Source organism: Adonisia turfae CCMR0081 (assembly GCF_011009555.1).
GTDB classification, from domain to species: domain Bacteria; phylum Cyanobacteriota; class Cyanobacteriia; order Phormidesmidales; family Phormidesmidaceae; genus Leptothoe; species Leptothoe turfae.
On the sequence record NZ_QXHD01000004.1, the window covers coordinates 4,290,212 to 4,310,554 of the forward strand.

Sequence of the window (20,343 nt, forward strand, 5' to 3'; positions counted from 1 at the left end):
TATGGTTATGATAGGAGTTGCGATCGCAATATTCTGCACCTTTGGAGCATTTCCACCATGGCCACCGACTACATCCCCGATGAAGCCGCTCTCGACAATCTCATTACCAGTAAGCCTCTAGTTGTCATAGACTTCACAGCCTCTTGGTGTGGTCCATGTAAACTCGTTGGCCCATTAATGGATCAGCTTGCAGAAGAGTACGGTGAGAAAATTACAGTTGCCAAACTTGATATTGATGCCAATAAGCCCGTTGCTAAGCGATTTGGCATCAAAAGTATTCCCGCCGTTCTATTCTTCAAACAAGGGGAACAGATAGACACCGTCATCGGAGCCAAGCCCTACAGCGAGTTTAGTGCAACCCTAGAAAAGCATCTATAAAGGAGTTTGCCAGTTAGCAGCTAGGCAAACTTTGCCGTTGCTGATTTAGAAATGCACCCAGCACAGCTACGTGAGTGAATATGCCCACTAGGCAGGGCTTTAAGTAGCGTCGTCAGCATTGGCATCCCATTGTCTGTTCTCGAACTCAACATTTCAGCCGTTTTATCAAGAAAACTTCAGCTATATTGCGTAAACACCCCTTAATTTATCCGACTAAACTAAGGACATATAAATACAACAAGCAAGTTTGCAGTTAATCTTATCGATTTTTTGCTTGACACTTGGCTGGTTTGTGTTCCCTTTTTTAATCCTCTGACACGTTTGTGTCATCTATATTCCCAATGAGCTAATCGGCTCATTGGGATTTTTTTAGGGATAGCGTTTGCTGTAAATTAGAAATTCTGAGCAAGGAATAGCCATTGGCGGTTCGTTTATTCCAACTGGCTAATAAAATCCTTAAATACACTGACAGCAACCAAACCAGGATGTATTTTTTTTAGCATACCCACCAATTGGCCCTCACCCATTGAGGCTGTGACCCCTCCCCCTAGATAACGTGTATAACGCACCTAAGCTGGGTAGACTATGGGATGTCACATTTCCTAACCTCTGTAATGAAAATTACGAATATCGCTCGTTGATGTCCAACAGCTATTTCCGTAACCCTACCTAGTTATTTGTTCAACTTTATCGATTTTTTAACAAACACAGAGAGTATCTAAGAAAATACATCCACCCTGCTTTTTGTGGCATTGCTGCTCACGCGTAGATCTACTATATGACTACACTTACCCTGAAAAAGTCCATGCGGCCCGATCTCCTAAGTGAACTATTTCCACTCTTTAATGCCGCAAATCCTGAAACCTTAACGGGTCTTTTATCTGCATCCACCGAACTTACGTATCCAGCCGGTCGCACTGTCCTCATGGAAGACTCCTGGGGTAATGCTATCTACCTGATTGTGGCTGGCTGGATTAAAGTACGCCATGACACCGGTGGCGATTACGTTACATTAGCCGTTTTAGGTAAAGGCGATTTCTTTGGGGAAATGGCCATCCTGGATGAGTCCCCCCGCTCCACGGACGTCGTCGCTCTGTCGCCGGTTAAGTTACTAAGCATTCCAGCTCAGCACTTCATCGACACCCTTTTTCAAGATCATCACCTGCATCATCGCATGCTACAGATGATGGTACAGCGACTACGCCATACCAATAGTCATTTTCAGCGGCGACGCAAGCCCATGGCGGTAAAGCTAGCCCATACCCTTGTCGCCCTAGCCGAAGCCTATGGCGACAAGACAAACGCTGCTCCAGAAATTTTCAACCTGACGATTGATGATCTAGCCGCCATTGCCAATATTCCTAAAGATGACGCAACCAAGATTATGGAAAAGCTGCATGAAAAGGATTGGGTTGTCATCAGTGATAATGGCCAGACACTTCAGTTAAAAGGGTTTAATCATCTGACTCAGCTGGCACAGAAGTAGTTATAGGGTATCAACTCACATCAGGACAGCTCCCAACAAAATAGCCATCAGGGGTCAGGAGTCAGGAGGGTACTGGCTTCTGATTTCTGATTTCTGATTTCTGAGTCCTAACTAACCAAGATCTCCCAGCTCAAATTGATGCCCCCTGATGCATCAGTCTGATTACAAATCATTGCGACATATTGAAAAAAATCTTGCCCCACGGAGGTGTTCTTAAAGTTAGGCAGATACTTAAGATGCCGTGCCACACAGTGAAGCTTCATGGGTACTCAACTGCCTCCGTCTATTACCCCTCGTCAAATGAATCTGCTCCGCATCGTGCTAGCACTGGCATGGGCTGATGGCAACTTAGCCAAAGAAGAGGCTGATGTCATGCTCACTAACTTTAGTCAGGTTTTTGCCAATACACCTGAAGCTCAAGAGGCCGTTAAACAGGAACTCCAAGGTTATTTAGTACAGGATATTCCCCTAGAAGAGGTAGTCCCCAACATCACAACTCAGGCAGAAAAGGAATTTGTCCTACGCCTGGGCTATGAGGTGATCAGTGCTAGTGCTCGAACACCAGATGAAGATCTGATCAACCAAGACGAACAAGCCACCTATGAAAAGTTAGTAGACTTGCTAGGACTGCCGAGTGGCACCGTTCAGCGGATTGAGCAATCAGCCCAAATAGCCCTTGGTCAAAATCAAGCCCAGGGTAGTAATGTAGTTGATCTGCTAACGTACCAGCTGCGGGAACATTTGAAGGGCTAAACCTCAACATCCATGGCTAAGCACTCATCGTTAACATACGTTGAATAGGCACCAACGCTTTTTTCTGAATGTCCGCAGGCAGCGTAATTTCAGGGGTGCGATTTTTCATCGCTAAGTAGAGCTTTTCCAAGGTATTTAGACGCATGTGGGGGCACTCGTTGCACTGGCAATTAGCATCGGGTGGGGCAGGGATAAATAACTTATGAGGTACCTGCTTTTCCATCTGGTGGATAATGCCAGCCTCTGTGACCACAATAAATTGCTCAATCTCGCTGCTTTCTACATACTTGAGCAGAGCCGTGGTTGAACCAATATAGTGGGCGTGGTGCAAAATGGCCTCTTCACACTCGGGGTGAGCCACAATTTCGGCATTGGGATATTCCATTTTGAGCTGCAGCATTTTCTTCTCTGAAAAGGTCTCGTGCACAATGCAGCTGCCTTGCCATAACACTAGATCGCGTCCAGTTTGGGCTGCAACGTAGCGCCCTAGGTTACGGTCAGGCGCAAAAATAATTGGCTGCTCCGGTGGAATCTGGTTCACAAGTTTTACGGCATTTGAGCTGGTACAAATAATGTCGCTCATGGCCTTAATTTCAGCGGTGCAATTGATATATGACACCACAATATGATCAGGGTGGGCGGCCTTAAATTTGGAAAACTCTGTCGGCGGACAGCTATCCGCCAGTGAACAACCTGCATCTAAATCTGGCAACAGCACTAACTTGTCAGGGTTCAATATTTTGGCCGTCTCCGCCATAAAGTGCACCCCAGCAAACACAATCACCTCAGCATCAGTGGCCGCCGCTTTCTGAGATAGCCCCAGCGAATCCCCAATATAGTCAGCAATATCTTGGATGTCAGGCTCTTGGTAGTAATGGGCCAACACAATGGCATTGAGTTCTTTTTTCAAGTCTTCAATGGCCCTAAACAGATCCTTAGGTAACGTGGCCGATGCTGATGCGGTTGTGAACATAGAGATAAACTCGTGCCTAGTTTTAGTTTGATTTTAATTGCAACGTGACTTGATTATAGTTATTTTAACCATAACTGTCAGCAGGGTCTTTTGTATGTCTTAATTAAATAGCCCTCAATAGGTAGTTGGTTTCAAGATAGAGCAATTGTTTTATAGGGAGCAGAGATCAGGAGTTAGTAGGGATCAGGTGTCAGTCGAGGCCAGAGAACAGTGCCTCACTGACTACTGCCCTCCGCATAACCCAGAAGATGTCCCAGCTTAAGTGTGCATTCCCTAATTTTTCAAAACCACATCAAACTGCTGGCATATGGATGTCACAGCCTCTACCCACCCTTGGGGGGCCGGTGATGGCGCAATTTCCCAACTACGATTTCCTAGTTGAGGATGGGGCCCTTCAACCCCTGGCAGCACAATTGGATGGTCCACGTGCTCTAACATATCTAAGTCATTCGGGCTATTACCTAAGCCAATGGTGACGATGGTTTCTTCAGGTGGCAAGATACTTTGGTAAAGTGCTACCAAACGCTTCACAGCATTCCCTTTACCAGCTTCAGGTCCAATCAAATGGGAAAATCGGTCACCAACCACGACCTTGAACCCCATGGATTCAACCGCCTCAACGATTTGTCCTGCGGTCAGGGCTTTAGGGGTGATAAAGGGCTCACTGAATTCGCGTGCCTTAGCCTCTTGCGCATCGTTAGCCGAAAGCCCCGTATACTTCTGCAATCGGGTAATCGTCATATCGCCAAATCCCAGTAAGGAATGACGTAACTCATTCGCAATTACCCGTAAACCAGCTCTCGCTTGGACATAGGGACAGCCCAACTCCACTACATAATAGTCTGCCTCCTGTTCTCCTGGCGGTTCAGGGAAGGGATTATGATTAACTTCAACAAAAATACCACTGCCATTCTCCGTCACAAATGGATCCGTCAGCCCCACATCTTTACGGAGCGTAGAGACCTCAGCTCGCGTTTTGCTGGTGACCGGTACCACCGGGATCTTTAATGACTTTAATTGCTGGATAATAGGTACGGTCGCAGCGTAATCATAGGTCTCGCTGTTGAGTAGTGTGCCGTCGAGGTCGGTAAAAATAATCAGCTGGGTCATCGGAATTAAAAGCACCTTGGACCAATCAGAACATGTTTAGATTAAACAATGATTTATGACGCCGATAGAGGCAAATAAAGCTGGCGCGATCTCAAATCCCACAACCATCGCGATCGTCGGCGATGTCCATGACCAATGGAACGATGCAGATGCCCATGCTTTGCAAGCTTTGAACGTAGACCTGGCCCTATTTGTCGGTGACTTTGGCAATGAAGCGATCGACATTGTCCGTCAGATAGCCGCTGTCTCAGTGCCTAAGGCTGTCATTCTGGGTAATCACGACGCCTGGTACACAGCCAGTCGGCAAAACCGCAAAAAGTGTCCTTATGATCACACCAAAGAGGACCGTGTCCAACAGCAGCTAGACGCTTTGGGTGGCTCCCATGTCGGCTTTGGCAAATTGGAGGTGCCCCAGTGCAATCTGACTGTAGTCGGTGCACGTCCATTTAGCTGGGGCGGTGCAAACTGGCGTTACAAACGGTTTTATCGAGAACGATACAACATTTCAAGTTTTGCCGACTCAACGGCTAAAATCTGTGCATCAGTAGATGCAGCACGACAAGACACGCTCATCTTTTTGGGGCACAACGGTCCAGCCGGTTTTGGCAGCCAGGCTCATAATATCTGTGGCCGAGATTGGAAACGTAGCGGCGGTGACTATGGCGATCCGGATTTTGCAGATGCGATCGCCCATGCACAGCAATCTAACCGGCATGTAGCCCTGGTTACCTTTGGCCATATGCACCACGAACTCAGGCATGATAAAACCCGACTGCGAGAGCGTCTAGTAGTAGACGACTACGGCACGGTGTATATCAACGGAGCCCAGGTGCCTCGGGTGATTGAAATCAACAGTGGCCGGCATCGCAGCTTTACTCTGGTGACACTGCAACACGGTATTGTCCAGACGGTCCGTTTGGTTTGGGTCAATAACATAGACACCATCGTATCTGAAGAATATCTCTATGGCTCTACATCAAAAACTACCCCCCCTCTAGACTTAGTGATGAATTTGGGCTAGCATGGCTAGCTGATGCTTCTGGCGCTTGTCAGCAAGCTATCTTACCTGGAGAGGTGGCAGAGTGGTCGATTGCGCTCGACTTGAAATCGAGTGAGCCGCAAGGTTCCGAGGGTTCGAATCCCTCCCTCTCCGTTATACGTTTCAGTTTAACCGCCCTGATAGCTGAAGGTGACCTTGGCACGGGCACATAAGGGCGTAGATAGTGAGTGTCAAGTCAACATGTAGATTCTCTGTAGATGTCGGTATAGGTTCTACAGTTGGATTTATACATAGTTAGTCACCCACAGACATCTAACCGGATATCTAGCTATGACGCCTATCGCTGCGAGAAACAATGCTATCCAAACAGCCCAGGCAATTTTGGCAAATCCAGATCGGTACGTCATTCTCGATACTGAAACCTCTGGTTTAGGCAAGACGGCGGAGATTTTGGAAATTGCCATCATTGACCCGGTGGGGGCTACTCTATGCAACTATTTTCTGGACCTGGTGCATGCCATTGCACCGGCAGCGGCGGCGATTCATGGACTGACGAAGGACGTGCTAAAAGCAAAGGGTGCGATCGCATGGCCTGAAATCCATGATGAGGTGGTGGAGCACCTGGATGGTAAAACCTTAGTGGCCTATAACGCTGTTTTTGATATGGCCATGTTGGATGCCACTGCCATACTCCACGGTAGGGATACACCTCACACTGGCGATATCCTATGTGCCATGCGGTTATGGCAACGGTTTCGGGGCGCTCCCAAAGTTGAGGCCCTGGAGGGTGATCACAGTGCTCTGGGTGACTGTCTGGCCACACTGGAACGAATTAAGGAAATAGCCAATAGTTCATTAGAGGACGACCCGGACCTGGTGGATATTCAGGACGTAGAAGATCTAGTACAGTGGCAGGCTCGGATAGAAGAGTTGACCGCTCAGCGCAATGCCTTGGATGCAACGGTGAAGTCCTTGAAGGCCCAGGTGACTCAATATTTGATTGATAACGGTGCTGAGGCGATTCCGTTGAGCAATGGCAAGCAGGTGAAACTGTACCGCACACCAACAAAAATTAAACCTTTGGTACCCTTGGAAGAACTACCTGAACGCTATTTGAAACAGGCTGTTGATCAGCAACTGGTCAAAGCTGAGATTAAATCTCGTCACTTGGAAGATGGACTGTTTAGCTATGAGACATCAAATACCATTCGGTTCGTAAAGCTATGAACATTCATACACTTTCCGTAATCACCCCTGCTGTATATGTTCCTGTATCTAACGCCTTAATGTTTTAATACAGAGCAATAATAATCGCTAGTAAAACAAAAGCAACGAAACAATCGGATGAAATATTGTTTGTTCTGTATGTCGTCATCATTGATGGCTCAGTAACAGAAGAGGCCCAGTAACAGAAGAGTTTATAGAAGATAATCCTGAAACTCACGCATCATTCAACTTAAGGGTGACCACACCCTTAAGGACCTACACAAGCTCCTGTTTAGTGCCTTTGATCGAGAAGAAGAACATTTCTATGAATTTCAGTTAGGGAGATTTCTTTGGGTACTGGTTTGATGTTGGGGATGACTGGTGGCATCAGGTGGAAGTCATTGATATTCAGGCCAAAGCTCTTAAAGGGAAATACCCTAAAGTAACCAAAAGAGTTGGGGCTAATACTGTGTCAAACTAAAAATTAGGACTATGTATTGATGAAGAGTAAAGGGTAAAGGAGTGCCCTCTCTGCACTCTTTACTCGCCCCACGGCTTATCCTAAATCTTAGTCTTGACAGTCCACTAGAAAATTGTCTTATTCAAGTTCTTCAATCAAAGCCATTGACACAGTCTATGGTCTGTATTCATAGGCTTTACCAGGCAGCGTTCGCTTTCTTTGAAATACATACCTTAATCCAAACTTAAAGTTCTCTTGATGTGGATTGAATGCTCGACAATTAATGTCTAAACATCTATACAACATAGATGTTTGGTCTGTTTCTGGGCATAGCATCTATGATCGCACTCCCCCAAAACGATGACTAATCTTGTGCTACAAGGTATCTCCAAATATTTTGGTGCCAGTCAAGCCCTGAACAATATTTATCTCACCGTTGACGATGGAGAATTCGTCTCTCTGGTAGGACCATCGGGTTGTGGTAAAACCACGTTGTTGCGAATTATTGCTGGTTTGGAAACCGTCAGCGAGGGTGACGTGATGATTGCAGGGCAGACCGTCAATGAGTTGGACCCAGCTCAGCGCAATATTGCCATGGTGTTCCAATCCTATGCCCTGTATCCCCACAAGAGTGTATTTGAGAACATTGCCTTTCCTCTGAGGATGCAGGCCCCCTGGTTCACACGCATTCCCATTATTAGTCACCTATTCAAAGCTCGTAAAACCCTGGAAGCCCATCTGCAAGAACAGGTTCCCCAAACGGCTGACCTGATGCACCTGGGGGAGCTATTAAAACGTAAGCCAGGGCAACTGTCTGGAGGCCAGCGGCAGCGGGTTGCTCTGGCCAGGGCCATGGTGCGATCTCCCCAATTGTTCCTGATGGATGAGCCTCTGTCTAACCTGGATGCCAAGCTGCGGGCAGATATGCGAGCGGAGATTATTGAACTACGGCGGCAGCTGGGGGGCACATTTATCTATGTCACCCACGACCAAAGTGAAGCCATGACTATGTCGGACCGAGTGGTGTTGATGCATGAGGGTAGTATTCAGCAGATTGCTGCCCCCAGTGAGCTGTACGACAACCCTGCCAATCTGTTCGTGGCTGAGTTTATTGGCAGTCCCAAAATTAATACCCTGGCAGTAAGCTCTCCAACGGCTGGAGAGCTTTATGGCTTTGGTAATCATTTGCAGGGGGTGCCGAAACACATTGATGGTGTTGCTGTGCCGGTGCGCGAGGCCCTCTCACTTTGTTTACGGCCTGAAGCCCTGAGGTTGTTGCCCACTCAGGCCCGAGATGCCTTCACTGGACGCATTCACATCCTGGAAAATCTGGGTAATGAGTTTCTAGTCATTGTTCATCCCATCGGTGAAGTGGAAAATAGTGGGGGTGATACGACAAAGCCGATGAAATTAGTGGCTCGGGTGGCGGCTATGGTGGGGCGTCAACTGCACCCGGGCGATACTGTTCATCTACAACCCGACTGGTCCCAGGCATTGCTATTTAACCAGGATGGGTTCCGTCTTCACCAAGCTACGACAGCTGTGCTAGAGGAGGTAAGCGTATGACCCTGGTTGCTCCTGGTCGCGATCGCGTAGGTACTCGTGTGAAGAGTCGCGATCGCACCCCCTGGATAATTTACCCCCTGTATCTGCTGCCTGCCTTCTTTTTGTTGCTGGTGTTCTTTGTAGTACCTGCTTTGACCACCATTGGTATTAGCTTTACCGACTGGCAGTTGGGGTCATCCTCCATTGACCTCATCGGGTTAGACAACTATAAAGAACTGTTTACAGATGAGGTTTATCGTAAAAGTCTGATCAATACCCTCAAACTCGACCTGTTTGTCGTCCCAGTGTCATTCTTCCTGGCCCTGGCCCTGGCCCTGGCCATCAATGGGTTAAATCGCTTTCAAGGCTTTTGGCAAACGGTGTACTTTTTGCCCGTAACCACCACGCTGGTGGCCATGGCCCAGGTATGGTCCTGGATTTTGCATCCCCAGTTTGGCATGGTGGCCCAGTTGTTCAAACTGTTTGGCCTCACCCCCATTAACTGGCTCAACGACCAGAGCGTGGTGCTTTACACCATTGGCTTTATCTCCATCTGGCAGCTGGTGGGTTACTACACGGTGCTGTTTATTGCCGGGTTGTTAAATGTGCCCAAAGATCTGTATGAAGCGGCACTGATTGACGGTGCCCGCTCTCCCTGGGATAAGTTTTGCCACGTTACTTGGCCGATGCTGGGTCCCACCAGTTTGTTTATTTTTATCATCACCATCATCAAGTCATCTCAGATTTTTGACACGGTGAAGGTGCTGACCCAAGGCGGCCCCAACAACGCCAGTGAGATTCTGCTGTATACCCTCTACAGTGAAGGGTTTGAGTTTTTTAGGACAGGATTGGCATCTGCGATCGCCACACTGTTCTTCGCCATCATGCTGCTGCTGACCATGTATCAGATGCGGGTATTTGAAAAATACGTCCACTACCGTTAGGGAGCCTCTGATGAAAAAGCACGAACTCTTTCTGCATTTTATTTTGGCCATTGGTGGGGTGGTCATGCTCACCCCCTTTATCTGGATGCTGAGTCTGTCGGTCAAGCCAGAGAACGAAATTTATAACGCTCAGATCAGGCTATTCCCCCAGCAGTGGGATTGGGCCAACTACACTGAAGCCTTTATTGACGCCCATGTGGGCTCGTTTATTGTCAACGGGGCCATTGTTACCCTGGGGATTTTACTGTTTCAATATCTCACGACCATTCCAGCAGCTTATGTTCTGGCCCGTAAAGATTTTCGCTTGAAGGGGGTGCTGTTTGCCATTGTGTTGGGGGTGTTGCTGATTCCTCCCCAGGTGACCGCCATCCCGGTATACTTGTTGATGGGTAGATTAGGATTAATCAATACCACTTGGGCGTTGATCTTGCCCTTTACCACCAGCGCCTTTGGCATTTTTCTCTTCCGCCAGAGCTTCAAAGCCTTTCCCCAAGATCTGATTGACGCGGCTCGGGTAGATGGGGCCAATGAATTGTACATTCTCTGGAACCTGATTGTACCGCTCTCGTTACCCACCCTGGCAGCCTTTGGCATTTTCTCCATCGTGGTCCACTGGAACGATTTGTTCTGGCCCTTGCTGGTGATTTATGACTGGGAAAAGGCTACCCCTCCCCTAGGTATTACCTTTTTTGAGGGGGGGGACAGTGGCGACAACGTGGGGGCAATGATGGCCGCCGCCACCCTAATTGTGGCCCCCCTCACCATTGCGTTTCTAGTTGCCCGTCGTCGATTTATTGAGGGCATTACCATGACGGGCATTAAGTAAAAATCTGCTAGATGTCAGTCAATAGGTCTTCGGACACCCGATACCCAACACCTCACCCAGCCAACATTTTCCAGATTAAGTTGATACCCGGTCTTAGCAGTATCTCTACTCTAATGCCTGATATCTGGTGTCTTTGCCTTTGTGTTTCCTCTGTTTTTTGAGTTCCTGCATAATCTCCGACTAACTTGTTGTAAGGAATCCTGATTATGACTCTACCGTTAGCAAAAACATTAACCCGTGGTGCTCTCGCCACACTGATGCTGTTAGCTGTTGGCTGTAGCGGTACTACTACTACCTCCGAGAATACTGCCTCCCCTGACACAGCCGCCGCGGATAATCAAGACCCCGTTACCATCACTTTGGCCTATCCCTACGGTGATCTATTTACCGATGTACACAGGGAGACAATCGAAAAGTTTGAGGCCGAGAATCCCAATATCGACATCGCCCTCCAGGCTCCCCTGGCGAACTACGAAGAACTGGCCCAGCGTACCCTGGTGGGCATTACCCAGCGACAGGCCCCCACCATTTCTTTCCAGGGCATTAACCAGGTGCGTCAGTTTGTAGATGCAGGCCATGCCAGTGACCTGAGTGAGTTTGTGGCGGCAGATTCCCGTTGGACCGACGGTGGTCTCTATGAAAGTATGATGGCCTTGGGAGAATTCGACGGCAAGCAGTATGCCATTCCCTTTGCCGTGTCTACTCCCATCATGTACTACAATGTAGAGCTATTGGAGCAAGCCGGTCTTGATCCTGAGAATCCTCCCCAAACCTGGCCTGAGGTCATCGAAGCAGCTAAGAAAGTTCAGGCTTTGGGTGGTGACGTCACTGGCATGTGGTATGACTACTTGATTACGGGTAACTGGGCCTATCAAGCCCTGGTGTACTCCAAGGGCAGCAGCATGATGGACGATAGTGAAAGCAACATCACCTTCGGTGGCGAAACTGGTATAGAAGCCGCTCAGCTGCTCCGTAGCTTTGTGGATGAAGGGGTGATGCAGGACTGGAGTCGTGAGCAGGGCATTGAGTCCTTTGTTAGTGGCAAAGTAGGGTTTTACTTTAGCTCCACCTCCTCCCTGGCTAACCTGCAAGAGAAGTCTAATTTTAACCTCAAGACTGCCCTCTTCCCCACGGATGAAGGTGGCGAACGTCGTCTACCTACCGGTGGTAACGCCGCTGTGATCATTACCGATGACCCCGCAGAAGCCAAAGCCGCTTACGAGTATGCCATGTTTGCCGCTGGTCCCATTGGTAACAACATTATGGTGAACGGCACTGGCTATATGCCCATGCACAAAGAAGCCGTTGACGAAGCATTCTACGAGGCTAACCCCAACTACCAGGCGTCTATTGATCAAATTCCTTACATCTTCCGCTGGTACTCCTTCCCCGGTGAGAATAACCTGAAGATTATTGACACCATCAAGGAGTCATTACAGGCGGTTGTTTCTGGTAAGGAAACTCCTGAAGCGGCGATTACCAAGGCGGCTGATCAGGCTCAGGACCTGGTGAAGTAAGCGTTCCTTTGAAATAGATGTCTCCCTGTCTGAGAGACATCTGTTCTTTCTTACTCTCACATACTCTTACTCTTTAGGGGAAGCCAGATTGTCTCCTCACCTGAGATGTCGTCCATGTGGCTTCTCCTTTTCTTATATTGTCTGAAAATGCGTGTATTATTTTTTGGTGATATTGTTGGTGAACAGGCAGTTGACCAATTAGTCACCGATATCCCCCGCTGGCGACAAGAGCACTCCATTGATTTGGTTATTGCCAATATGGAAAATGCCATTGTTAGTCATCCGGAGGATCTCTGGGGTGGGTTCGGTATCTCTCTAGATGTGATCACTCGCTTAACCGACGCAGGGGTAGATGTGCTGACCGGGGGGAATCACTCCTGGGATGCGCCTAATACCGATGCTGTGATGGCTCATCCAAAAATAGTGCGCCCCGGCAACGTGACCAATGATTTACCCGGACGTGGGCATATCACCCTGGAGGTGAGCGGGGAACTAGTCACCGTTGTTAACCTAATTGGCGATACTGCCGCTGGGAAGCGCTATCACACCCAGCGACCGTTTGACTATTTTCAGGCTCAAACATTTTCAGAAAACAGTTTAATTATTATCGATTACCACGCCAATACTCCCATTGAAAAATGGTCTCTGGCCCGCGTTTTAGACGGTCAGGTGATGGCCATAATGGGCACCCACACCCACGAACCGACGTTAAATCTATATCGTCTACCCCAGAAGACTTTCTTTGTGACCGATGTGGGTATGAATGGACCTACGGGTGGAGTATTGGGCATGGGCAATCGATATTTCCTGTCTAAGGAAAATCAGCCGGATGCACCTGTAGATTTTGATCTGGCACCAGGACCGTTGCAGCTAGGAGCGGTGATTTTTGATAATCAGAGTGGTGAAATTGTTAGGTTGTGCGATCGCAACTGGCCTGGCGATCTCCTATGATGTGTTGCATAACCCACGACTTAATATGACTCTCATTGCCCAAATTAGTGATCTCCATGTCCAAGTAGCTGATGATCGCGCCTACGGTGTGGTGGATACCAATGCCCTAGTGGCCAATGCCATTACCCATATCAACGACTTGAACCCTCAACCCGATTTAGTCATTGCCACAGGAGATTTAGTTCATCAAGGCACGGAAGCTGAATACGAACAACTAAAAATCATTCTCTCGCAGCTCAATGCCCCCATCTATTTGTTACCAGGAAACCACGACTGCCGAGAATCTTTAAAACAAGTATTTAGTCATCATACGTATTTACCCCATCATCATCTAGGGCATTTGAGTTACACCCTAGAAGACTATCCAGTACGGATGATTTTGCTAGATACTACTATTCCTGGTAAGGGAAGTGGTCTGGTGGATGCTGGCCGTCTCGCCTGGTTAGAGGCTCAACTCAACGCTGATACCACCAAGTCCACCATTCTCTTTATGCATCACCCGCCGTTTCCGACGGGCATTACCATGATGGACAATATTGGTTTGGAGGGACGTACAGAGCTGGAAAATCTCATCCGCCACCATCCCCAGATTGTGCGTGTGAGCTGTGGTCATCTGCACCGTAGTATTCATTGCCAGTGGGCCGGGACCACCGCTAGCACCCAGTCCAGTCTGGTTCACCAGGTCGTTCTCGATCTCCAACCTGACGCAGCAGGAACCTTTGTCATGGAACCTGCTGCTTACCAGCTACACCTATGGCATCAAGATATTTTGGTGTCCCACACGGTTTATGTGGGGGAGTTTACGGGGCCTTTCCCATTTTCTGATCCCAAAAAACGTCGAAATGCGCCAGTTATCTAGCGATTCTATCCCGCGAATGGCTTCTCATCTTTTCTCAGATGTTATTATCTAAAAGATTGAGCGTCAACAGTCTCATCCGTTTCTAAAAACACAGGTGCAGCCTCTGATTCAGTCCACTCGATGACGTCTGTTTCTTGTGGTTGATTCGCCGCTTGCCAAGTCTGAATTCTTGCTTGAGCAGTCGTATACGCTTCGGCCTGAGAGGGAATTTGCGTAGCCAGCTTAATGGCACGATCTAAATTACTGCGAGATTCACTGTCGGCCAGATTTAAGAGATCCCAACTCCAGCGGTTGATTTGTTGCAGCGCATCCGTATATTGGCTGCTACTGACAGGAATTTGGTTAGCCGTAACAATGGCACGGGCCAGGTCATTGGCAGCGCCAGAACGGGCAATACTGTTGGCTTCCTGCATCCGGGTTTGGTTTTGTTGCTGGTCACGCCAGACTGCTAAATCGTTTTGGACTTCTTGGTAGAGAGAACGTCCTGGAGAAATACGAGATGCGGTTGCGATCGCACCCGATAAATTTCCCGTTGCCGCCAGCCGACGGGCTTGATCCATCAGGGGCCGATCTTCAATGGCTTCAATCCGTCCTTGCCAACCGTCAATGCGCTTTTTAGCATCATCCGTCAGGGCTCGACCAGACTCAATTCTGCGAGCTTCCTGAATTGCCTGGCGCAGTGCTTGAGGGGTGCCCACAGCCGCTAGCTGGTCAGCCCGATTCAAAATGGGTAAATCTTCCGCTGTCTCCACCCGATCTTCCCATTGGCCAATCTGGTCGGAAACCTCATCCCAGCGAGGATTATCGCGATTCACCTGATTGGCTTCAACAATGGCTGAACGCAGATCATTGATATTCCCCTGGGCCGCAATTTGACGAGCAATATCCAATTGGGCCAGGGCCTTAATCTCGGAACGCCACTGACCGATCAACGTCTGGGCTCGATCATAGAGTGGCCGATCTTTGCCTAAACTTTGTAAGCGGGTAATGGCAGAATCTAACCCCAGGGCATCACCACTCCAAGCGCGCCGATAGGCTTCTGTAAAGACCTGAAAATCAGCAATTTCCTGATCTAATCCTTCATTTCTAGGAATTGCCCCTAAAATTTCTTCAGCCTGGGGTAGCTGCTGACGGGCTAAGAATCTCTCAGCCAACCTTAGCATGTCCCTAGCGATAGTCTTTTTCACAGCCTTTGCTTCATCATGGAGCACGCTCTCAGGCTTGATGGAAGCCAGGAGTTTCAAGGCATCTTGAAAGCCTTTGACCGTTCCCTTATCGGCAAGGCGTTTAATTTTGCCGAGCTTACGACTATCTTCCCGCGCCATGGCAATAAGCTTAGTCAGCTCGGCATATTTGGTGTCTGACCAATAGTCATTGTTGACATCTAATAACAACACCGATAGGCGAAACGCCTCTTTGAAATTGCCATCAACCAGCTTTTCTTTGGCGTTTTCAAAGACTTCTGAGCCTTCTCCCCAGACCCGCTGCCAGCGACGAACATTTGTTTCAACCTGATCTGCTGCTGCTGTATTGGCCGGAATTTTATTGGCGGTTGCGATCGCAGCTTCAAGCTCTCCCTGATGAAATAGATCGTCAGCCCTTTCTAGAATTTCACTGGACCAGGTTTCCACCTTGGCATTGATCTCAGCCCGCAGCGGATGATCATCCGGTAGCCTTTCAACCAGGGCAATGGCCTCTAACAAGAAATCCACGCTTCCCTGATTTGCATAGGATTCAGCACACTGCAAGCGCATGGCTGCCGACGCCGTGGGCCAAAAAATCGCTCGGCAGTTGGGTAGGTTCGGCATCCGAAACAAGCTAGTCACCGCAAAGGCCAAACTGCCTGCCAGAATCATCAAGGTCGTTAGCAATAGAAACTGCCAGCTACCAACCCATCTAAAAACCACCATTCCCTTTAAGTCAGATGGCTGGGGTGCAGTCTCAGCAGGAGCCGCATCTATAGGAGATCCCCCTGCATAGGACGGAGAGGGTGCCGGACGAGTAGGCGGCACTGGCATACGCTGAGGCCGACTGCGGGGCACAGAAATAGGCTTAGACGGGCGGCGACGATTGCGTTTGGAGCTCATAAACAGATCAGCCAGAGAAAGAATACGCTGAATATGGCGATACTTTAGCGCAATGACTCAGTAGTGTATACGCTATTCGCTAAAGTGATCCAACTTAAAGGACAAAGACACCATGTCTTACTTGCCCTGTCTACACTGTTCGTCCCCTGAGCATCTTATCAAGACAATTGCTTAAGAAGATTACACATCACCTAAAACCATGGCTTTAATTGTGCTGCCTGCCTGAATCAGGGTTTCCCCAAGCGGCACCCTCCCTAAGCCATTGGTGCGACTCAGATTAATTAAGTTTCCAGAACTATGTCCTCCTTTCGCCAGGGTAAATCGATAGCCGTCAGTATCTAGGGAAAGTTGCCCCCATAAATAAGTCTCCCGCTGACCACCGGCCTTGAGATCATCGTCTGTCTTTGCCGATACAAAGGTCGGTGACCAACGAGTCTCCAGACCAGAAAGCTTACGCAGGGCTGGTTGTACAAATCGCCAAAAACTGACCAGCGATGAGACCGGATTACCCGGCAACCCAAAATAAAGTTGCTGATTCTTCCCACTCCCAAACGTAGCCACCGTCAGGGGTTTGCCAGGCTTTACGGCCACCGAACGAATGTGAATAGTCGCCCTTAATTCAGTCAAAATTTGGTCCACATAGTCATAGTCACCCACAGACACTCCACCGGATGAAATCACGACATCCGCTTGATTGAGGGCATCAGCAATGGCCTGCCGCGTGGCTGCCTTTTGGTCTGGCACAATTCCTAACGGCACAGGCACCGCACCTGCTTGAGCGATCAAAGCTGCCAAGGCATAGCGATTAGAATCCACAATTTGCCCAGGTGCTACGGGGTGGTTTACATCAACTAACTCATCTCCGGTGGATAAAATTGCCACACGGGGGCGTCGATACACAGGCACTGACACACACTGCGCTGCCGCCAGCACGGCTATTTCAGCAGCTCCAATTTTGATGCCAGGCTTTAATAACTCTGCACCTGCCTGATAAAAGCTACCCTGCTTACGGATAAAAGCCTGGGCTGAAGGAGCGGTCAATACAGTTACCTGCGGTCCCTGACGCTGGGTATTTTCTTGAATCACAATGGTATCGGCACCCGTGGGCACCATGCCCCCAGTAAAGATGCGAGCTGCTTCCCCCGTCTGTAGCTCGCATTTAGGCACCTGTCCCGCCGGAATTTCCTCTACAACGGTCAATGTGGTGGGTACTGTTTTTACATCGTCGTACCGCACCGCATAGCCATCCATGGCTGAGTTATCCCAATGGGGAAAATCCAGCTGACTACTTATGGGTTGGCCTAAAACTCGTCCTAAACAGTCCCCTAAAGCCGCTGTTTCTAACGCCTCCACAGGGGTTACCAGGTCTAGGATAAACTTTTCCGCATCGTTTGCAGGCACCATAGGCTTTAATTTTAAATTTTGATTCTTTGAATTTTGATTTAGACTCCGTATCAGTCATACCTAACCATATCAAAGGCTCCGGTTACGATAGGAGAGTGGGCGTTGCCTACCCTTCGGATTGATCGTTTCTGTTTTCTAACATGCCATTTGCTTCCAGCCTTGCAAAATCCCTTGAACACCGTCGCCAGCAATTGGCAAAGCACCTGGATCACCCGGTCTTACTCTGGTCGGGGCAAGCAACGCCACGCAACTTTCCGGCTAACACCCATCCGTTTCGACCTAGCAGTCACTTTCTTTATTTTGCAGGGCTGCCCTTGGAAAATGCGGTCATTCATATGGCAGATGGGCACTTAACGTTATTTATGGATGAGGCGACACCGGCTGAAGCACTATGGCATGGTCCTAGCCCTAGTCGCACTGAGTTGGCCCATAAAATTGGTGCTGGCAAAGCCCTGCCCCTAGAAGACTTAAAACATTTTGTGGGCGATCAGGTGGCAACTCTCAAGGTACAAGATAATGCCACAGCGGTGCACCAGGAACAACTTTTAAATCGCTCGATTCCTATCGCCAAACAATCTCAGGATCAAGATCTGGCGTTACTCCAGGCTATTGTGCAATTACGCATGTGTCACGATGACTATGCCCTGGATGAGATGCGTCGTGCCGCAGGGGTTTCAGTCGCAGCCCACAGGGCAGGCATGGCGGCAACAAAACTGGGAAAAAACCTGACTGAGGCCCATGTTCGGGCAGCTATGGAACAGGTGATCATGGCCCATGGCATGGCCTGTGCTTATAACAGTATTGTGACGGTCCATGGTGAAGTTCTCCACAACAACCATTACCACTATGCCCTAGGGGAAAACGATTTAGTGTTGGCGGATGTGGGGGCAGAAACCAAGGCGGGTTGGGCGTCAGACATTACCCGTACCTGGCCTGCTGGTGGCAAATTTTCATCGACTCAACGGGACCTTTATGATGTGGTTTTGGCAGCCCATGATGCTTGCATTGAGGCGGCCAAACCTGGCGTGGAATATCGGGAGTTGCATCTCTTGGCCTGTCGAACTCTGGCAGCGGGTTTGGTAGACCTTGGTATTCTCATCGGCCAGCCTGATGACCTGGTGGAACAAGATGCCCACGCGTTGTTCTTTCCCCACGGTGTCGGTCATCTGTTGGGGTTAGATGTGCATGATATGGAAGATTTGGGTGATCTGGCAGGGTATGCCAGCGGTCGTAGTCGTAGTGACCGTTTTGGCCTCGGTTTTCTGCGTCTTGATCGGCCTTTACAGACGGGCATGGCCGTGACCATTGAACCTGGTTTTTATCAGGTGCCGGGCATTTTGGAGGATAAGGGCAATTGCGATCGCTATGCCCACATCGTCAACTGGGACCGCCTAGCCCAGTTTAGTGATGTCAGAGGTATCCGCATCGAAGATGATGTGCTGATGACCGAAAATGGCTGTGAGGTCATCACAAAAGATCTACCAACGCATGCTAAGGATATCGAGGCACTAATAACAAATTAGGGGGTTAATTGTTCCTGGTGTAGGGACATTCCATGGAACATCCCTACACCAGGAATACGATTTCCCGTATTCACTTGTTTACCGCATGGTGACAAACTCTTCTGCCGAGCTTGGGTGAATCCCTACGGTGGCATCAAAATCTGCTTTCGTTGCCCCCATTTTGACCGCCACCGCCACCCCTTGAATAATCTCAGCGGCAGCATCACCCACCATATGTGCCCCCAGAACCTTATCAGTCTGCACATGCACAATCAGTTTCATAAGCGTTTTTTCTTCTAGCTTAGGCAGGGTATAGTACATCGGTCTGAATCGGGACCGATACACCCGAATGGCGACTTCGCCATATTTTTCCATGGCCTCGGTTTCAGTCATACCCACCGTGGCCACCTCTGGTGTGGTGAATACGGCTGAAGGGACATTTTCATGGCTCATTACCCGACGTTTGCCACCGTAGTGGGTATCGGCAAACACCCGCCCCTCATTAATGGCGACAGGCGTGAGATTAATGCGGTCTGTGCAATCTCCTACGGCATAGATATTGGATTCTGCTGTCTGGCTATGGGCATCGACAACAATGGCTCCATTTTTCACCTCTACCCGAGTATTTTCCAAACCCAGATTCTCTAGTCGAGGGATACGCCCCAGGGCAGAAAGACCAACAACATCAGTCAATACCAGGTTGTTATTTTTGAGATTAACCTGAAGTCCCTCATTGGTTTTCTCAAGGCTAACCAGCTCATCATTAATAATGCGGATGCCGTGGCGCAGCATGGCATCTTGGACCTCGGTGCGAATATCCTCATCAAAGCCTCGCAAAATCTTATCGCGTCGAATAATTTGGGTGACTTCTGTTCCCAAAGCATTGAGGACACAGGCAAACTCACAGCCAATGTAGCCACCGCCAAAGATCACCATGCGTTTGGGCTGCTGCGCTAAGTGGAAAATCTCATCGGAGGTGATGGCCAGCTCAATCCCCGGAATGTTGGGTTTACTGGGCTTGCCGCCAACGGCAATCAAAATTTTCTCCGCTGTGATTGTTTGTCCTGCCACCTCAATCGTATGGGGATCCATAATTCGGGCATGGCCCTTAAAGAGAGTCACCTCCGCATTGTCAATCATGCGTTGATAGATGGCATTTAGCCGAGTGACTTCGTCGTTGACGGCTGTAAGCATGCGAGACCAGTCAAATTTACCTGGCTCAAACGTCCAACCATAGCCTGCGGCCTCTTGCACATGGCTGGCAAAATGAGAGGCGTACACCATGAGCTTTTTGGGCACACACCCTCGGTTTACACAGGTGCCGCCCAAGCGATCAAATTCT

Annotated in this window: 17 protein-coding genes and 1 tRNA gene; 13 read left to right on the plus strand and 5 right to left on the minus strand. The window is 49.0% G+C overall.

From position 1 onward, the window contains the following. Positions 1-57: 57 nt before the first annotated feature. The 3 genes from trxA (at position 58) to DXZ20_RS22545 (ending at position 2,617) form a co-directional block, all read left to right on the plus strand. Positions 58-378: a thioredoxin gene (gene trxA, locus DXZ20_RS22535; RefSeq protein ID WP_163671866.1), complete on the plus strand. Its 321-nt coding sequence runs from the start codon at positions 58-60 to the stop codon at positions 376-378. 805 nt (positions 379-1,183) lie between these two features. Beyond that, complete coding sequence (locus DXZ20_RS22540; RefSeq protein ID WP_163671867.1) at positions 1,184-1,864, plus strand: Crp/Fnr family transcriptional regulator; 681 nt, start codon at positions 1,184-1,186, stop codon at positions 1,862-1,864. Positions 1,865-2,125: 261 nt separating this feature from the next. Then, complete coding sequence (locus DXZ20_RS22545) at positions 2,126-2,617, plus strand: tellurite resistance TerB family protein (protein ID WP_163670966.1); 492 nt, start codon at positions 2,126-2,128, stop codon at positions 2,615-2,617. A 16-nt stretch (positions 2,618-2,633) separates the two neighbouring features. Here DXZ20_RS22545 and nadA read toward each other — a convergent pair whose 3' ends face one another. After that, entirely contained in the window at positions 2,634-3,590 is a 957-nt protein-coding gene (gene nadA, locus DXZ20_RS22550) for a quinolinate synthase NadA (RefSeq protein ID WP_163700878.1), read from the minus strand. A gap of 273 nt (positions 3,591-3,863) precedes the next feature. After that, entirely contained in the window at positions 3,864-4,700 is an 837-nt protein-coding gene (locus tag DXZ20_RS22555) for an HAD-IIB family hydrolase (RefSeq protein WP_163700881.1), read from the minus strand. A 55-nt stretch (positions 4,701-4,755) separates the two neighbouring features. Between DXZ20_RS22555 and DXZ20_RS22560 the strand changes: the two genes are divergently transcribed. From DXZ20_RS22560 to DXZ20_RS22600, 9 genes are all read left to right on the plus strand, one after another. Then, positions 4,756-5,721: a TIGR04168 family protein gene (locus DXZ20_RS22560; RefSeq protein WP_163700884.1), complete on the plus strand. Its 966-nt coding sequence runs from the start codon at positions 4,756-4,758 to the stop codon at positions 5,719-5,721. A gap of 47 nt (positions 5,722-5,768) precedes the next feature. After that, positions 5,769-5,853 (plus strand) — tRNA-Ser (locus DXZ20_RS22565). 177 nt (positions 5,854-6,030) lie between these two features. After that, complete coding sequence (locus DXZ20_RS22570) at positions 6,031-6,927, plus strand: 3'-5' exonuclease (protein ID WP_163700886.1); 897 nt, start codon at positions 6,031-6,033, stop codon at positions 6,925-6,927. A gap of 799 nt (positions 6,928-7,726) precedes the next feature. Next, entirely contained in the window at positions 7,727-8,932 is a 1,206-nt protein-coding gene (locus DXZ20_RS38290; RefSeq protein ID WP_163700890.1) for an ABC transporter ATP-binding protein, read from the plus strand. Beyond that, positions 8,929-9,855, plus strand: coding sequence for a carbohydrate ABC transporter permease (locus tag DXZ20_RS22580; protein WP_163700893.1), 927 nt, complete (start codon positions 8,929-8,931; stop codon positions 9,853-9,855). The genes DXZ20_RS38290 and DXZ20_RS22580 overlap by 4 nt, the downstream gene beginning before the upstream one ends. A 10-nt stretch (positions 9,856-9,865) precedes the next feature. After that, entirely contained in the window at positions 9,866-10,681 is an 816-nt protein-coding gene (locus DXZ20_RS22585; protein ID WP_163670980.1) for a carbohydrate ABC transporter permease, read from the plus strand. 206 nt (positions 10,682-10,887) lie between these two features. After that, positions 10,888-12,198: an ABC transporter substrate-binding protein gene (locus DXZ20_RS22590; RefSeq protein WP_163700896.1), complete on the plus strand. Its 1,311-nt coding sequence runs from the start codon at positions 10,888-10,890 to the stop codon at positions 12,196-12,198. A gap of 147 nt (positions 12,199-12,345) precedes the next feature. Next, complete coding sequence (locus DXZ20_RS22595; protein WP_163700898.1) at positions 12,346-13,149, plus strand: YmdB family metallophosphoesterase; 804 nt, start codon at positions 12,346-12,348, stop codon at positions 13,147-13,149. Then, complete coding sequence (locus DXZ20_RS22600) at positions 13,100-14,008, plus strand: phosphodiesterase (RefSeq protein ID WP_348918277.1); 909 nt, start codon at positions 13,100-13,102, stop codon at positions 14,006-14,008. The genes DXZ20_RS22595 and DXZ20_RS22600 overlap by 50 nt, the downstream gene beginning before the upstream one ends. A gap of 44 nt (positions 14,009-14,052) precedes the next feature. On the opposite strand, the gene DXZ20_RS22605 is transcribed toward DXZ20_RS22600, so the two are convergent. Together DXZ20_RS22605 and DXZ20_RS22610 are read right to left on the minus strand one after the other, a co-directional pair. Further along, on the minus strand, positions 14,053-16,095 hold the full coding sequence (locus DXZ20_RS22605) for a chromosome segregation ATPase (protein WP_163700901.1): 2,043 nt from the start codon (positions 16,093-16,095) through the stop codon (positions 14,053-14,055). Positions 16,096-16,275: 180 nt separating this feature from the next. Continuing rightward, entirely contained in the window at positions 16,276-17,499 is a 1,224-nt protein-coding gene (locus DXZ20_RS22610; RefSeq protein ID WP_163700904.1) for a molybdopterin molybdotransferase MoeA, read from the minus strand. A 140-nt stretch (positions 17,500-17,639) separates the two neighbouring features. On the opposite strand from DXZ20_RS22610, the gene DXZ20_RS22615 reads away from it, so the two are divergent. Further along, positions 17,640-19,022, plus strand: coding sequence for an aminopeptidase P family protein (locus DXZ20_RS22615; RefSeq protein WP_163700907.1), 1,383 nt, complete (start codon positions 17,640-17,642; stop codon positions 19,020-19,022). Positions 19,023-19,100: 78 nt separating this feature from the next. Here DXZ20_RS22615 and gorA read toward each other — a convergent pair. After that, a partial coding sequence (gorA, locus tag DXZ20_RS22620) for a glutathione-disulfide reductase (protein WP_163703584.1) occupies positions 19,101-20,343 on the minus strand: 1,243 nt, incomplete at its 5' end.

What these genes read in the sequence shown, in the direction of transcription:
- DXZ20_RS22540 (WP_163671867.1), top strand. Translation starts at nt 1,184, where the DNA reads ATGCGGCCCGATCTCCTAAGTGAACTATTTCCACTCTTTAATGCCGCA.
- DXZ20_RS38290 (WP_163700890.1), top strand. Translation starts at nt 7,727, where the DNA reads ATGACTAATCTTGTGCTACAAGGTATCTCCAAATATTTTGGTGCCAGT.
- DXZ20_RS22570 (WP_163700886.1), top strand. Translation starts at nt 6,031, where the DNA reads ATGACGCCTATCGCTGCGAGAAACAATGCTATCCAAACAGCCCAGGCA.
- DXZ20_RS22605 (WP_163700901.1), bottom strand. Translation starts at nt 16,095, where the DNA reads ATGAGCTCCAAACGCAATCGTCGCCGCCCGTCTAAGCCTATTTCTGTG.
- DXZ20_RS22595 (WP_163700898.1), top strand. Translation starts at nt 12,346, where the DNA reads ATGCGTGTATTATTTTTTGGTGATATTGTTGGTGAACAGGCAGTTGAC.
- DXZ20_RS22545 (WP_163670966.1), top strand. Translation starts at nt 2,126, where the DNA reads ATGGGTACTCAACTGCCTCCGTCTATTACCCCTCGTCAAATGAATCTG.
- nadA (WP_163700878.1), bottom strand. Translation starts at nt 3,590, where the DNA reads ATGTTCACAACCGCATCAGCATCGGCCACGTTACCTAAGGATCTGTTT.
- DXZ20_RS22560 (WP_163700884.1), top strand. Translation starts at nt 4,756, where the DNA reads ATGACGCCGATAGAGGCAAATAAAGCTGGCGCGATCTCAAATCCCACA.
- DXZ20_RS22585 (WP_163670980.1), top strand. Translation starts at nt 9,866, where the DNA reads ATGAAAAAGCACGAACTCTTTCTGCATTTTATTTTGGCCATTGGTGGG.
- DXZ20_RS22590 (WP_163700896.1), top strand. Translation starts at nt 10,888, where the DNA reads ATGACTCTACCGTTAGCAAAAACATTAACCCGTGGTGCTCTCGCCACA.
- DXZ20_RS22610 (WP_163700904.1), bottom strand. Translation starts at nt 17,499, where the DNA reads ATGGTGCCTGCAAACGATGCGGAAAAGTTTATCCTAGACCTGGTAACC.
- trxA (WP_163671866.1), top strand. Translation starts at nt 58, where the DNA reads ATGGCCACCGACTACATCCCCGATGAAGCCGCTCTCGACAATCTCATT.
- DXZ20_RS22615 (WP_163700907.1), top strand. Translation starts at nt 17,640, where the DNA reads ATGCCATTTGCTTCCAGCCTTGCAAAATCCCTTGAACACCGTCGCCAG.
- DXZ20_RS22555 (WP_163700881.1), bottom strand. Translation starts at nt 4,700, where the DNA reads ATGACCCAGCTGATTATTTTTACCGACCTCGACGGCACACTACTCAAC.
- DXZ20_RS22580 (WP_163700893.1), top strand. Translation starts at nt 8,929, where the DNA reads ATGACCCTGGTTGCTCCTGGTCGCGATCGCGTAGGTACTCGTGTGAAG.